This is a genomic window from Actinospineispora spinosispora DSM 44797, assembly GCF_000429025.1.
In the GTDB taxonomy this organism is placed as follows: domain Bacteria; phylum Actinomycetota; class Actinomycetes; order Mycobacteriales; family Pseudonocardiaceae; genus Pseudonocardia; species Pseudonocardia spinosispora.
Genome location: NZ_AUBB01000010.1, coordinates 22,903 through 36,749 on the forward strand (window position 1 = coordinate 22,903; position 13,847 = coordinate 36,749).

Genomic DNA, 13,847 nt, shown 5'->3' on the forward strand with positions numbered 1-13,847 from the left:
TGCCGCACGGGGCGGCGGCTGGTTGAGCTTCTTAGCCGTGGGTGTGCAGTGGCTTACCGGCGAGGGCGAGATGAGCCTCACCGAGCGCCTCTGTCTGGGTGGGGTGGGCGTGGATCAGGGCCGCGACGTCTTCGGCGTGCGCGTCCCAGTTGTAGATCAGCTGCGCTTCGCCGATCAGCTCGCCGACCCGCGCACCCACCATGTGCACGCCGACCACCGGGCCCTCGGTGCCCTGGGCGCCTGCCTTGATCAGCTTGACGGCACCTGAGGTACGCAGAATCTGGCTCTTGCCGTTACCGGCCAGGTCGTAGGTGAGCGTCTGGATGTCGCCGAAACGCTCCTTGGCCTGGGCCTCGGTCAGACCGACCGAGGCGACCTCGGGCTCGCAGTAGGTGACGCGGGGGATACCGGCCTCGTCCATCACGGCCGGGTTGAGCCCGGCGATCTCCTCGGCGATGAAGATGCCCTGCTGGAAGCCGCGGTGCGCCAGCTGCAGGCCGGGCACGATGTCACCGACGGCGAACACGTTCGGCAGGTTGGTGTGGAGCCGCTCGTCGGTCAGGACGAAACCGCGCTCCATCCGGATGCCGGCTTCCTCGTACCCGTGGCCCGCCGTGTTGGGACCGCGTCCGACCGCGACGAGCAGCAGGTCCGCCTCGAGCGACTCGCCGGACTCCAGGTTGACCGTGACGCTGTCGTCGGTCTGGGTGGCCCCGGTGAACTTGACCCCGGTCTTCGCCTTGATCTTGCGCCGGCGGAACGCGCGCTCGAGCTGCTTGGACGCGAACTCGTCCTCGTTCGGTACGAGCCTCGGCAGGGCCTCGACCACCGTGACGTCGGCGCCGAAGCTGCGCCACACGCTGGCGAACTCGACGCCGATGACGCCGCCGCCCAGCACCACGACCCGCTCCGGGACGAAGTCCAGGCTCAGCGCGTGGTCGCTCGTGACGACCCGGCCACCGACCTCGAGACCGGGCAGGCTGCGCGCGTAGCTCCCGGTGGCCAGCACGACGTTGCGGCCGGTGTAGCGCTCGCCGTCCACCTCGACGACGTTCGGTCCGACGAACGTGCCGCTGCCGGACACGTAGGTGATGCCGCGAGAGGAGACCAGACCCTGGAGGCCCTTGTAGAGGCGACCGACGACGCCGTCCTTGTAGGCGTTGACGCCTGCCATGTCGATGCCGGCGAGGGAGCTCTTGACCCCGATCTGGTCACCCTCGCGCGCTGCGTCGGCGACCTCGGCGGCGTGCAGCAGTGCCTTGGTCGGGATGCACCCTCGGTGCAGACAGGTGCCCCCCAGTTTGTCCTTCTCCACCAGCACGACGGAGAGACCAAGCTCGGCGGCACGCAACGCGCAGGCATAACCGCCCGATCCGCCTCCGAGTATTACCAGGTCAGCGGTGCTGTCGGCCACATCCATCTCCCTGCATAGCGAACTGCTTCGTAGACCATCTTGTCACCTTGGTTGCGTGGGGAGAAAACGACGCGTCCAGAACGTTGCATCGGTATCGACTCAGTCCCGGAGATCGGGGAAGGGGCACCGATGGGTATGTGGGATCGCATACGAGGTCAGCGGGCGGGCACCACGCGTCGAGCGGGGCCGGAAGACGCCGACTACCTGCGGGGATGGGCAGGCGCGCGGGTCGGCGTCGAGGCCTACGTGGAGCCGAGGACGTCGGTGACCGAGACCACCGTCGTGCTCGTGGCGAAAGACGGTGAATGGACCCGTCGGCGCGTCGCGGGCCCGTCGGGCGCACGCAAGCTGGGGCGTGAGCTGAAGATCCCGGTGTACGACGTGCAGCTGCTCGGCTATCCCCGGCGCATGCGGGACTACGACGCCAGGCAGCGCGGCACCCGTCGCGGTGACGAGAAGCGCTGAGCGCCGTCACCGCGACTCCTGGTCACCGACGCCGCGGGCGGCCAGCGCCTCTCCCAGCTCATCGGAATGGCGCATCGTCCGGATCAGGAAGGGGACGGCGAACGCGGTGACCGAGCGGCCGGCGCCGCGAGCGAGCGCGGCCTCGCGCACCGACGCCGCGATGTCGGACAGCGACCCGATCGCGGCGATCGTCAGCCCGACGAACAGACCGACCAGCTCCGGCCGGACGCCGAACCTGCGTAGCGGCCGCAGACCTCGTTCGACGGCGGAGACGAGGTCCTCGACCCTCGTCGTCAGTGTGAACAGGGTTGCGGAGGCGAGCGCGGCGACGAGGCGCAGCCCGAGCGCGACGGCTTCCCGGTGCCCGACCAGCCAGAGCTGCACCGCCACGGCCACCACGGCGACCAGCAGCAACGCGCGAGCCAGCCGCAGGACCGAACCGAGGGATATGCGCGCCACCGCGAAGCCGATCCCGACCACCGCGAGGCAGACGCCCAGCCACACCGGCGACCCGATCACGAACGTCGTCGCGGCGAACACCAGCAGGACCAGGAACTTCGGCCCGGGTGGCGCGCGGTGCACCACACTGGAACCGGGCTCGTACAACCCGAACCGGGTCATTCGACTAGCTTCCGGTAGTGACGCAGCGCGGGTCCCGGGGTGTCGTCGGCGGCGACCCGGCCACCGTCGAGGACGACCACGCGGTCGAAGCCGTCCAGCAGGTCCAGGTCGTGGGTCACGAGGACGACCTGTTGACGGACCGTGGCGAGCAGCTCGAGGAAGCGCCGTTTGTTGGGCAGGTCCAGCAGGGTCGTCGGCTCGTCGCAGACCAGCACGTCCGGATCGAGCGCGAGCATCCCGCACAGGGCGAGCAGCTGTTTCTGGCCACCGGACAGCTGGTGCGCGGGATGGTCGGCGTACCCGTCCAACCCGTACTCGGCAAGGATCTCGGCGGCCCGCTCCGCCCGCCGCGACCGGCTCAACCCGCTACGGCGCAAGGAGAACGCGACGTCCTCGCCCGCGGTCGGCATGACGATCTGACTGTCCGGGTTGGTGAACACGAAGCCGACCCGTCGGCGTACAGCCGAGCCCGACCGGGCCGGGTCGAGCCCGTGCACCCGGACCTGGCCGGTCGTCGGCAGCACCAGACCGTTGATCATCCGGGCGAGCGTGGACTTGCCGGATCCGTTTACCCCGACGAAGGCCACCCGATGCTGCGACAGGGTCAGCTGGATGCCGTCCAGCACCACCCGCTCGCCGTAGCGGTGTCCCACCTGGTCGAACTCGATCACCGGACGGCCTCCCACAACGCGGCGACGCCCACGCCACCTCCGGCGGACAGCGCGGTGAGCCCCGTACCGGCCGCACCCGTTCCTCGGACCAGGCCGGTGAACAGCCGCACGACCAGCACCGCGCCCGAGGCACCCCACGGGTGGCCGAGCGCGATCGCCCCGCCGTCCGGGCTGACCGCGTGCTCGTCGATCCCGGCGGCGTCCAGGCAGGCGAGTGTCTGACCGGCGAACGCCTCGTTGAACTCGACGATGTCCGGGACCTCGGCGCCGGCGAGTACCTGGCGCATCGCCGGTACGGCGCCCAGACCGAGACGGTTGGGGTCGACGGCCGACGTCGCGTGCGACACGAGCCGCAGGCCGGGAAGGCCGCGTTCGCGGCGGAACCTCTCACTGACCACGAGCACGGCCGCCGCGCCGTCGTTGACGCCGCACGAGTTCGCCGCCGTCGCGGTTCCGCCGGAGGAGAAGGCCGGGCGGAACCGCGCGAGCCGTTCGAGGGTGAAGCCCGACCTCGGGCGCTCGTCGGCGACGACTTCGCCGATCGGGACCAGCTCGGCGGCGAACCGCCCGAGCCGCTGTGCGCGTACCGCCCGGTCGTGGCTGCGGGCCGCGAACCGGTCCTGCCGTTCACGGGAGACACCGGCCTCGGCGGCGACCAGGTCGGCGGCCGGCCCCATGTCGGGGTCGCCGATGTCCGTCGGTGCGAACGGGGCGCGTGAGTATCGCGTCGGTGGGTCGGTCGGCCACGCCCGGTGCGGCGCGGTGGAGGCGCTCTCCACCCCGCCCGCCAGGTACGCCTCGCCCTCGCCTGCTCTGACGAGGGCGGCGGCGAGCGTGATGGCCGCGAGCCCGCTGGCGCACTGGCGGTCCACGGTGACCCCGGGGACCTGTGCGCCGAGCCCGGCGCGCAGCGCCGCGACCCGAGCCGGGTTACCCCCTGGGCCGAACACGTTGCCGAGCAGCACGTCGTCCACCGCGCTGACGCCGACGTCGTCGAGTACCGCCCTCAACACGGGCGCGGCCAGTTCGTCGACCGGGTGGCGCCGCAGCGAGCCGCCCGCTGTGCCGATCGGGCTGCGACGGGCCGCGACGACGACCGGTGTCGTGTCCGGGTGGGAGGTCACCGGAGCGGTTCCGAGCGCAACGTCCCCGCGCCGAGCTGTTCGGCCACGACCGCGCGGGCGGCCTTGCCGGACGGTGTGCGCGGCAGCTCGCTGGTGACCAGCCAGCGTCGAGGGCGTTTGCCGGGTTCGAGCCTGGCGCGGACGACCGCTCGCAGCCGCGCCAGCGCGGGAGGGTCGTGCGCCTCGATGATCGCGGTGACCACGGTGCCGAACCTGGGGTGCGGGGTACCGGCGACCAGGACGTCCTCGACACCCGGGACGTCGCGCAGCACCGACTCGACCTCCTCCGCCGCGACGAGCTTGCCGCCGCTGGAGATCGTCGTGCTGTCCCGGCCGTGCACGGTCAATGCCCCCGAGGCGGACAGCTCGGCCCGGTCGCCCGCCGTCGACCATCCGGACCCGGCGGGTTCCAGCGCGCCGTCGCGCAGGTATCCGCTGAAGGTCAGGGGCGAACGCACCCAGAGAATGCTGTCACGTGTCCGCAGCTCGACGCCGGGCACCGGGCGCAGGTCACCCTCGCCGCGGCGGATCGCGATCAGCGAGTGCTCCGCGGAGCCGTAGTACTCGATCAGCTCGGCATCGGGGAGGACACGCGTGAAGCGGGCACGCAGCGCGGGGGCGAGGTGCGCGCCGCCGCAGACGACGGTGCGCAGCGCGCACGGTCCGGGCCGGCGTTCCAGCTCGTGCACGAGGCTCGCGAGCATCGCGGGGACCAGGTGCACGCTCACGGCCCCTCGGGCATGCTCCGGGCTCCATCGCGGTCGATGGTGCAGCTCGGCACCGGTCGCCAGTGCATGCAGAGCGCCGAACAGGAACAGTGACGAGCTGAGCGGCCCGGGGACCAGCACCGGGCCGGGTAGGTCTCCGAGCGCGGTGAAGCTGAGCGTCCACGACGAACGAGTGCGGATCAGGACCTTCGGCCGTCCGCCGCTGCCGGACGTCGTGGGCAGGTAGAAGTGCGTCTCCCCGTCACCCTGAGGTGCCACCGTGACTCCGTCCGGTGGGGGCACGGAACCGGAGACGACGTGGTGAGGCCCGACCTGGGCCAGCACGGCGTCTCGCTCGCGGGGTGTCCAGGACGGCTCGACGACGAGCGTTGCGGCACCGAGCAGGTCGGCCCCGAGGAACCAGCCGAGCGTCTCCGGGGAGTCGACCGCCAGGCGATCTCCTCGGCGGATGCCGCGTCTCGCCAGCGCGGCCGCGCAGGCGTGTGCCTGCCGGAGCAGCCCGGCGTCGACATGTGCGTCGCCGAGGATCGGTGGGTTCGGCGTCGTCACGGGGTGGTCGAGCTGCCCGAGGCCGGGACGGTGAGGGTGTCGGGCAGTGCCCGGTGCAGGACGGCGGCGACCGCGGCGGCGATCACCGTCTTGGCGATGTCGCCGGGCACGAACACGAGCGAACCCACCACCGCGGCGGTCAGGTCGCCGGTGTAGGCCCACAGGAACGGGACACCGATCGTGTAGTCGACGAGCACTCCGAGCGCGATCGCGGCGAGCAGCACCCGGAACACCCGGCGTCTGGCCCGCTCCACGACGAGCCCGACGACGAGCGCGGACAGCGGCCAGCCGAGCAGGAAGCCGCCGCTGGGTCCGATGAACGGTGCGATTCCGCCTCGTCCGCCGGACAGCAGCGGCAGCCCGACGGCGGTGAGCGCGAGGAGCAACAGGACCGATGCCGTCGCTCGACGGGCGCCGAGGATCGCGCCGACGAGCGGGGGCCCGATGTTCTGGATCACGATCGGCACGCCCGATCCGCCCACGTAGAAGCCGGGGAAGATGCCCAGGACAGCGATGAACGCGGCGAAGACGACGGTCTTGGCGATCGTCGCGGCGGGGAACGAAGCGCGGGGCGCGGACACGCTCAGCAGATTAGCTCCAGCTCGCCCGAACGAGCCGCACTCAGTGTCCATCGGCACTTCGAACACCGTCGTGCTGTGTCGCACACGTCCGGACGTGTGCGACGGGACACGACGGTGTGCGAAGTGCCGCCGAGTGGTGTCAGCCGTTCTCGGCGATGTCGGTCAGGACCGCGGCCAGGGTTCGGACCGGGACACCGGTGCCACCCTTGGCCGTGTAGCCCCACGGGCCGCCGGTGTTGAAGGACGGCCCCGCGATGTCGATGTGTGCCCAGGGCAGGCCCTCGGCGACGAACTCACGCAGGAACACCCCGGCCGCGAGCATGCCGCCCCACCGGTGGCCGGTGATGTTCGCCAGGTCCGCGAGCCGCGAGTCCAGGTCGGCGCGCAACTCCTCGGGCAGCGGCATCGCCCAGCCACCCTCGCCGGTGTCCTTGGCGTGCGCCGCCACCCGGTCCCGGAGCTCGTCGCTGCCCATCACACCGGCGGTGCGCATGCCCAGCGCGACGAGCTGCGCACCGGTCAGCGTGGACGTCTCGATCAGGTAGTCGGGGGAGTCCTCGGCGGCGCGCACGATCGCGTCGGCGAGGATCAGCCTGCCCTCGGCGTCGGTGTTGAGCACCTCGACCGTCTTGCCGCCGTACATGGTGAGCACGTCACCCGGCCGGTACGACGTCCCGGACGGCATGTTCTCCACCATCGGCACGGTCGCGGTCACCGTGACCGGCAGCTCCAGACGCGCGGCGAGCGCCACCGTGGCGACCACACACGCGGCCCCGGACATGTCCGAGGTCATGTGATCCATGTTGGCCGCCGGCTTGATCGAGATACCGCCGGTGTCGAACGTGACGCCCTTGCCGACGAGCGCCACCGACGCACGCGGCGAGTCCCCGCCCGACCAGCGCAGACGGACCAGCCTCGGCGGGCGTGACGAGCCGCTTCCCACACCGAGAACCCCGCCGAAACCGGCTTCGGCCAGCTGGTTCTCGTCGAGCACCTCGACCTCGAGGCCGGCTTCCGCACCGATGGCCGACGCCCGCTCGGCGAAACTGGCCGGGAACAGGTCGTTGGGTGGGGTGTTGATCAGGTTCCGCGCGGTCAGTACCGCGTCCGCGACGGCCGACGCCCGGGTGAGCGTCGCCTCGTCGTCCTCGCTCGCCTTGTCGCTCAGCAGCGTGAACCGCCGGACCGGCTCCTTGCCCGCACCGTTGCTCTTGTACTCGGTGAACGAGTACGCGCCGAGCACGCTGCCCTCGACGGCGGCGGCGAGGTCCAGCCGGGACAGGGTGCTGGCCACCCGTTCGGTGCCGGCGAGTGCGCGTGCGGCCGCGCCACTGGCACGGCGCACCTGTTCGGCGGACGCGGCATCGTCGTTCTCGACGGCCTTGCCCAGACCGACCGCGACCAGCAACGGCGCGGAGATCGTGCCCCGGGTGGGGAACTTGACGACCTCGTCGGCCTTACCGGATGCACCGGCCAGCGCCAGCAGCTCCAGAAGGTCACCGGGTGAGTCACCGAACGCGGCGACGACATCGCTCGCCTCGCCCGCGAGCGTCGGGCCGTCCTCTCCCGGACGCAGGGCGATGACCAGGGCGTCGGCTTCCGCCGACGCTGCCGATCCAGTGACCAGACTGACTTCAGGCGCGCTCACGAAACTCCTCAACGATGCGACTCGGTTACCGGATCAGTTGCGTTTTCCGGTGGATCGACTCCTGTTCGAGATGCTAATGACACTCGGGTGCGTCCGAATGGGCGACATCCGATGCGAAGCTTGACCCATGGCCACAGTGGTGCCCGATTCGGCGCTGGACGGGTTGCCCGGAAGGCTGCGCTCCGCCGACTCCGTGCTGCTCGCGCTGGCCGGCGGACTGGGTACCGGTGTGTTCATCGTGTTCGCACCGGCGGCGCGAGCGGCGGGGTCCTGGCTGCTGCTCGCGCTCGCACTGGCGGGGCTGGCCTCGCTGTGCTCCGCCGTGTCCGCGGCCGAGCTGAACAGGCGGTTGCCGGCACCTCGGCGCGGAGAAGCGCTCGTCCCGTCCGCGGGCAGGCTGGGGGATGTGGCCTTCCTGACCGGCAGGACCGCTGCCGCCGCGGCCGCCGGTGGCGTGTTCGCCACGCACGTCCTGCCGAGCGACCTGTTGTGCGCGTCCATCCCGATGATCGTCATCGGTGGCGCGTTGACCGTTGCGGGGGTGACGGTCACCGCTCGTGGGGCGCGCGTGCTGGTCGTCGCCGTGCTGTCGGTTCTCGCCGTGGTCGTCGCGGTGGGGCTGACCGGGCACGCGGAGGCGGCGGAGATCCCGATGGAGCCGCCCTCGGGCATGCCGGCACCGGGGGCCGGGCAGCTGGGCATCCTGACCGCGGCGGGCCTGCTGTTCTTCGCGTTCGCCGGATTTCCGCGGCTGGACGCCCTCACCGAGCGCCCGAGACATCGTGGGGGCAGGACGCTGGTGGTGGCGTTCCTCGTCCTGGTTCTCCTCTATCTGGCGGTCGGTGGCGCGTTGCTGCATTCCCTGGGGCCGGCGAGGTTGGCGGACACGCTCGCGCCGCTGGCGGTGGCTTCCAGCACCGACACCGCGCCCGCGCTGGGTGCCCTGGTCCGGATCGCGGCCGCCGCCGCGACAGTGGCCGCGATGCTGACCGTGCTGGCTTCGGTGGGTGGCGCCGCGTCCGCCATGGCCGGCCGGGGCGACCTGCCCGCCTGGCTGGTACGGACGAACCGTCGTGCGCGGCCGTGGCGAATCGACGTGCTGGCGACTCTCGGCGCGGTGCTGATCGCGGTTCTGGCCGGGCCGGTCGGGGCGGTGGGGCTCGCCGCCTGCTGCCTGCTGGTGCACAGCGCGGAGGTCAACCGTGCCGCGCTGAGGTCGTGTGTGCCGGACCGGAACTCTCCGATGTGGACCGCGCTGCTCGGGTTGCCGCTGTGTCTGGTGCTCGCGGTCCTGTTGCCGCTCACCCAGGTGCTGGTCAGCGCTTCGCTCCTGGTCCTGGGGGTTCTGCTGGCCTACCGGGTGTCCAGGCGCGCGCCGGGCTAGGACTCCGGGCGCGGCCGGGGAATCGGGGGCCTGCCGAGTGCACGCTCGACGTCGGACACCGTGCGGTACGCGGCATGCAGGTCGCCGCTGAACGCCTCCGGACGGGAACGGACCAGCTCCTCGTGGATCCGGGCGGCTTCCTCGGCGGCGCGCAGGGCCTCGTCGAGATCGTGCCCGATGCACGCGCGAACCCTGGCGAACGAGCACAGCGCCCGGCCGAGATGTTGCCGGTACTCGAACGACTCGGTGCGGACCAATGAGCGCTGCAGCGCGACGGCGTCGCGGGTCGCGGCGAGCGCGATCTCCGAGTGCCCGATCTCGACCGCCGCGAGTCCCAGGTTGTGCAGCGCGCGGGCGAGCTCCGACTCGAACATCACCGGCGCCACCCGTGCCAGCTCCCGGTAGATGTCGGCGGTCTCCACCGCGAGCTCCCAGGCCGGCAGCCGACGGCCGCGATCGGCGAGGACGACCGCGAGATTGTTCAGCGCCGAGGCGAGGCAGTGGTCGAAGCCGAGCGGGTCACCTCGGGAGAGCATTCGGTACAGGCGGCTGTCGGTTCGCAGCTGACGCAGCCGCGCGACGGCCTCCTCGGCGGCGTGGGTGGCGTCGGTGAGCTCGCCGAGCTGTGCGTGGGCGTCGCCGAGGTTGCTGAGCGACACGGCCAGCGCGACGCGCAGCCGCACCCGTCGCATCGGCCGCAGCCAGCTCGAACGGTCCACCAGGACACGGTTCAGCGCGACCGCGTCGCTCAGTGCTCGTGCGGCTCGCGCCGACTCACCCAGCCGTGACGACCACAGACCCCACGCGGTGAGGGTCAGCGCGAGCTCCGGCTGGTAGCGGGCAGGCTCGGCGCAGGCCAGCCGGCGGTAGAGGCGCACCGCCCCTTCCACCGAGGTGCAGGCGTTCTCGAGCTGGCCCGCACGGGCCTGGCGCAGTGCGAGCTCCTGTCGCAGCCGCGCGGCTCTGGCGAGATCGGACGCCGAACCGACCCGGTCGTGCCGAGCCGGAGCCGGACTCAGGTCCTCGACGAGCGCGGCGAGGCCGACACTGAACCCTCTGGAGGATGCACGCCCATCCAGCAACGGCGTCACCTCCACCTACGAAAGTCGCCTTGACAGCTAGATTGTGCGCCCTGGGTGACCGAAGCGCATCGTCCAACCTGTGGAAATCGGTCCCCCGAGCACCTCTCGGCTGCCTCGGTGGAAACACCAGCCACTCCAGACGGCTTGTCAATCGGTTGTCCGCACCCCCTCGGAGCGCAGTCCGCACCTGTCGGGTGATCAACATCGGTGACACCGCGCACCTCCAGCCCACACCGCGCCACGTGCACACCGCGCGTCGTGACCACAGACTGCGCGGCGTCGCCGTTTCCACGAACCCCGGCGGGACCACGCCACCCACATAGTCGGCTCCGCGAGAGCTCCGATAGGAGTTCCGGCGAAGGCCGGCTCCGCGCGGAACAGGTCCGAAAGGCCAGTCACGGAAAAAAGTCGCGCGAAACAGGCCCAGATACTGGGAGGTCCAACCTTTCGAGTTGCGTTTCGAGCTACCGTGCACTCATGAGCACGCCGTCCAGTCCTTCCTTCCCCGTGACACCGAACCCGGCCCCCGCATCGGAGCAGCGCCGGGTAGAGATCCTGAGCGATCCTGGTTTCGGTCGTTACTTCACCGACCACATGGTGACGATCCGGTGGTCGGTAGACGAGGGCTGGCACGACGCGAAGGTGCAGCCCTACGGTCCGCTGTCACTCGACCCCGCCGCGATGGTGTTCCACTACGGGCAGGAGATCTTCGAGGGGCTGAAGGCCTACCGTCAGCCCGACGGCTCGATCGCGTCGTTCCGTGCCGAGGTCAACGCCGCGCGGTTCCGCACATCGGCGACGCGCATGGCGATGCCGGGGCTGCCGGATGAGCTGTTCCTCGGTTCGCTGAGTGCGTTGATGGCGGTCGACGAGGCGTGGGTGCCCGCCGCCGGTGGTGAGGAGTCGCTGTACCTGCGGCCGTTCCTGATCAGCACCGAGGTCGGGCTGGGGGTGCGGTCGGCGGCCGAGTACCTGTACCTGCTGATCGCCTCGCCGGCCGGGCCGTACTTCAGCGGCGGGATCAAGCCGGTCGATGTGTGGCTGGCGACCGAGTACACACGCGCCTCACCCGGCGGGACCGGCGCGGCCAAGTGTGGTGGCAACTACGCGGCGTCGTTGTTGCCGCAGCAGGAGGCCACGGAGAACGGGTGCGCCCAGGTGGTCTACCTGGATGCCGGTGAGCGGCGCTGGATCGAGGAGATGGGCAGCAACAACATCTTCTTCGTCTACGGGTCCGGGGCGGACGCCGAGCTCGTGACGCCGGAGCTGTCCGGCAGCGTCCTGCACGGCGTGACCCGCGATTCGGTGCTGACCCTGGCCGGGGAGTTGGGCCTGCGCGTGACCGAGCGCAAGGTGTCGGCGCAGGAATGGCTCGACGGCGCGGCCGACGGAAGCATCACCGAGGTGTTCGGTTCGGGCACCGCGGTGGTGATCAGCCCGATCAGCGGGGTCAAGCACTCGGGTGGGGCGGTGCGGGTCGGAGACGGCGGCGCGGGCCCGATCACCATGCAGCTGCGCAAGCTCCTGACCGACATCCAGCGGGGGACCGCTTCGGATCCGCACGGGTGGATGCACCAGCTGACGCCGGCTCAGGCGCGCGTCTAGGGCCTCGGGCCTCGTGAGTGTTGAGGCCGCCTATAGCCGGTCTACGCACTCACGACGAAAAGCGTGTCGTGAGTGCGTAGACCGGCTACGCTTCGCGCCCCTTCGGGGTAGACGGCCTCACCACTCACGAGGGGAGGCAGCAGAGCAGGATCGTTGTCGTGGTCAGTTCCGTCGCCGCGCCCAGTACGTCGCCGGTGACGCCGCCGAATCTGCGGGTCGTGTGCGCCGACAGCACGACGACCAGCGTGGCCGCGAGCACGACCGCGAGCGGTCCCTGCCAGGGGCGGTCCGGCACCGCGAAGGTGGCGAGGGCCGACAGCGGCACCCAGGGCAGCATGGCCGCCCAGGGCCGCTGGGTGCCGGCCACCAACGCGCCGAGACCTTCCGGCCGTGCCGCCGCGATGCCGCGTCGACAGCACCAGCCGAAGGCACAGCGCCCGGCCAGGACCGCGATGAGTACCGAGGGCCACTGGTGCGGCGCGCCGGCCAGTTGACCCAGCGCGGTGGCCTGCAGCCCCAGCACCAGGACGAGCGTGGCCACGGCGAACGGGCCGGCACCTCCGTCGCGCATGACCGCGAGCGCGCGGTCGGGCGCGCCGTAGCAACCGAGACCGTCCGCGGTGTCGGCCAGCCCGTCGAGGTGCATGCCTCTGGTGGCCAGCGCGAGCACGGCGACCACGAGTAGTCCGGCCGGTGGCCCGGGCATCCCGATGTAGTCGAGCCCGTAGAGCAGGCCCGTGGCGAGCGCTCCGAGCAGGACACCGGGGAGCGGGGCCCAGCCGATCGCCGCGCCCGCCACGGTCCGGTCGACCGTGGCGGGCCCGCGCACCGGCAGCACGGTGAGCCAGCTCAGCGCCAGACGGGGCCCGTCACGGAGCGGGCTGGTCATCGAGTTCGGGGGTCTCGGTGGGGGCGCCGCTGATGCCCGCATCGGCGAAGGTCGCCATCTCGGCGAGGATTCGGCCCGCCATGGCCACGAGCGGTAGCGCGACGACCGCGCCGGAGCCTTCACCGAGACGCATGTCCAGCTCCAGCACCGGGTCGAGGCCGAGGTGGGTCAGCGCGAGTGTGTGCGCCGGTTCGACGGACCGGTGCGCGGCGAGCCACCACTCGCGTGCTCCCGGCGCCATCTCGTCGGCGACCAGCGCCGCCGCCGTCACCACCACCCCGTCGACGAGCACCGGGGTCCGGCGAACCGCGGCCTGCGCGAGGAAACCGGCCATGCCGGCCAGGTCGGCACCGCCCGCGGTGCGCAGCAGGCCAGCGGGGTCCCGGCGGACCGGGCGTGCCCTGCGCAGCGCATCGCGGATCGCGGACGCCTTGCGCATCCAGCCCGCGTCGTCGATCCCGGTTCCCCTGCCGACCACCGCCACCGGCTCGGCACCGGTCACCGCCGCGATCAGTACCGATGCGGCGGTGGTGTTGCCGATGCCCATGTCACCCGCGATCAGCAGGTCGGCGCCCCGGTCGACCTCCTCGTCGGCGACACTGCGCCCGGCGGCGATCGCCTCCTCGGTCTCCTCCGCGGTCAACGCGTCCTCGACGTCGATCCGGCCGCTGGAGCGACGAACCTTGTACCGGGTGACCTGTGCCGGCGCCGCGGGGAAGGTCTGGCCGTCGACGGCAAGGTCGACGACCCGGACGGTGGCACCGGCGGCGGAGGCGAGCACGTTGACCGCGGCGCCTCCGGCGAGGAAGTTGCTCACCATCTGGCCGGTGACCTCCGACGGGTACGCGGAGACGCCGTGGCGCGCGATGCCGTGGTCGCCCGCGAACACGACGACGCGTGGCCGGGTGATCGGGCGCGGAGGGCAGTTGCCCTGGCACGCGGAGAGCCAGACACCGATCTCCTCGAGTCGGCCGAGCGAGCCGAGCGGTTTGGTCAGCTGGGCATGTCTCGCCACCGCCTGACGGCCGACCCCGTCATCGGGCGCCACGATCGCCGGGAACTCCACCGAACCTCCTAGTGTTGAGG

Annotated in this window: 13 protein-coding genes; 3 read left to right on the plus strand and 10 right to left on the minus strand. The window is 71.6% G+C overall.

Annotation, left to right across the window (positions count from 1 at the left end):
• Window positions 1–31: 31 nt before the first annotated feature.
• Window positions 32–1,414 (minus strand): dihydrolipoyl dehydrogenase, encoded by a 1,383-nt coding sequence (lpdA, locus tag G406_RS0103895; RefSeq protein ID WP_028932792.1) that lies wholly within the window; start codon window positions 1,412–1,414, stop codon window positions 32–34.
• A gap of 129 nt (window positions 1,415–1,543) precedes the next feature.
• On the opposite strand from lpdA, the gene G406_RS0103900 reads away from it, so the two are divergent.
• Window positions 1,544–1,879 (plus strand): hypothetical protein, encoded by a 336-nt coding sequence (locus tag G406_RS0103900; protein WP_028932793.1) that lies wholly within the window; start codon window positions 1,544–1,546, stop codon window positions 1,877–1,879.
• Between the two features lie 6 nt (window positions 1,880–1,885).
• Here G406_RS0103900 and G406_RS0103905 read toward each other — a convergent pair whose 3' ends face one another.
• The 6 genes from G406_RS0103905 to G406_RS0103930 form a co-directional block, all read right to left on the minus strand.
• On the minus strand, window positions 1,886–2,500 hold the full coding sequence (locus G406_RS0103905) for an energy-coupling factor transporter transmembrane component T family protein (RefSeq protein WP_028932794.1): 615 nt from the start codon (window positions 2,498–2,500) through the stop codon (window positions 1,886–1,888).
• Complete coding sequence (locus tag G406_RS0103910; protein ID WP_028932795.1) at window positions 2,497–3,171, minus strand: energy-coupling factor ABC transporter ATP-binding protein; 675 nt, start codon at window positions 3,169–3,171, stop codon at window positions 2,497–2,499. The genes G406_RS0103905 and G406_RS0103910 overlap by 4 nt, the downstream gene beginning before the upstream one ends.
• The gene (locus tag G406_RS0103915) at window positions 3,168–4,295 is read right to left on the minus strand and encodes a thiolase family protein (RefSeq protein ID WP_028932796.1); all 1,128 of its coding nucleotides are present in this window, start codon (window positions 4,293–4,295) and stop codon (window positions 3,168–3,170) included. The genes G406_RS0103910 and G406_RS0103915 overlap by 4 nt, the downstream gene beginning before the upstream one ends.
• Window positions 4,292–5,572 carry a class I adenylate-forming enzyme family protein gene (locus tag G406_RS0103920; protein ID WP_084215761.1) on the minus strand — a complete coding sequence of 427 codons (1,281 nt, stop codon included), beginning with the start codon at window positions 5,570–5,572 and terminating at the stop codon, window positions 4,292–4,294. The genes G406_RS0103915 and G406_RS0103920 overlap by 4 nt, the downstream gene beginning before the upstream one ends.
• A complete protein-coding gene (locus G406_RS0103925) occupies window positions 5,569–6,153 on the minus strand; it encodes a biotin transporter BioY (protein ID WP_037075095.1) in 585 nt (194 codons plus the stop codon). The genes G406_RS0103920 and G406_RS0103925 overlap by 4 nt, the downstream gene beginning before the upstream one ends.
• A 139-nt stretch (window positions 6,154–6,292) precedes the next feature.
• Window positions 6,293–7,801 (minus strand): leucyl aminopeptidase, encoded by a 1,509-nt coding sequence (locus tag G406_RS0103930; RefSeq protein WP_028932799.1) that lies wholly within the window; start codon window positions 7,799–7,801, stop codon window positions 6,293–6,295.
• A 127-nt stretch (window positions 7,802–7,928) separates the two neighbouring features.
• Between G406_RS0103930 and G406_RS44495 the strand changes: the two genes are divergently transcribed.
• Window positions 7,929–9,185, plus strand: coding sequence for an APC family permease (locus tag G406_RS44495; protein ID WP_051341547.1), 1,257 nt, complete (start codon window positions 7,929–7,931; stop codon window positions 9,183–9,185).
• Here G406_RS44495 and G406_RS0103940 read toward each other — a convergent pair.
• Window positions 9,182–10,267 carry a tetratricopeptide repeat protein gene (locus tag G406_RS0103940; protein ID WP_156934671.1) on the minus strand — a complete coding sequence of 362 codons (1,086 nt, stop codon included), beginning with the start codon at window positions 10,265–10,267 and terminating at the stop codon, window positions 9,182–9,184. The two genes, G406_RS44495 and G406_RS0103940, sit on opposite strands and share 4 nt — an antisense overlap.
• Before the next feature lie 477 nt (window positions 10,268–10,744).
• Between G406_RS0103940 and G406_RS0103945 the strand changes: the two genes are divergently transcribed.
• Window positions 10,745–11,872: a branched-chain amino acid aminotransferase gene (locus G406_RS0103945; RefSeq protein ID WP_051341548.1), complete on the plus strand. Its 1,128-nt coding sequence runs from the start codon at window positions 10,745–10,747 to the stop codon at window positions 11,870–11,872.
• Between the two features lie 124 nt (window positions 11,873–11,996).
• Here G406_RS0103945 and cobS read toward each other — a convergent pair whose 3' ends face one another.
• Window positions 11,997–12,761: an adenosylcobinamide-GDP ribazoletransferase gene (gene cobS / locus G406_RS0103950; protein WP_028932802.1), complete on the minus strand. Its 765-nt coding sequence runs from the start codon at window positions 12,759–12,761 to the stop codon at window positions 11,997–11,999.
• Entirely contained in the window at window positions 12,742–13,827 is a 1,086-nt protein-coding gene (cobT, locus tag G406_RS0103955; RefSeq protein ID WP_028932803.1) for a nicotinate-nucleotide--dimethylbenzimidazole phosphoribosyltransferase, read from the minus strand. The genes cobS and cobT overlap by 20 nt, the downstream gene beginning before the upstream one ends.
• Window positions 13,828–13,847 lie beyond the last annotated feature (20 nt).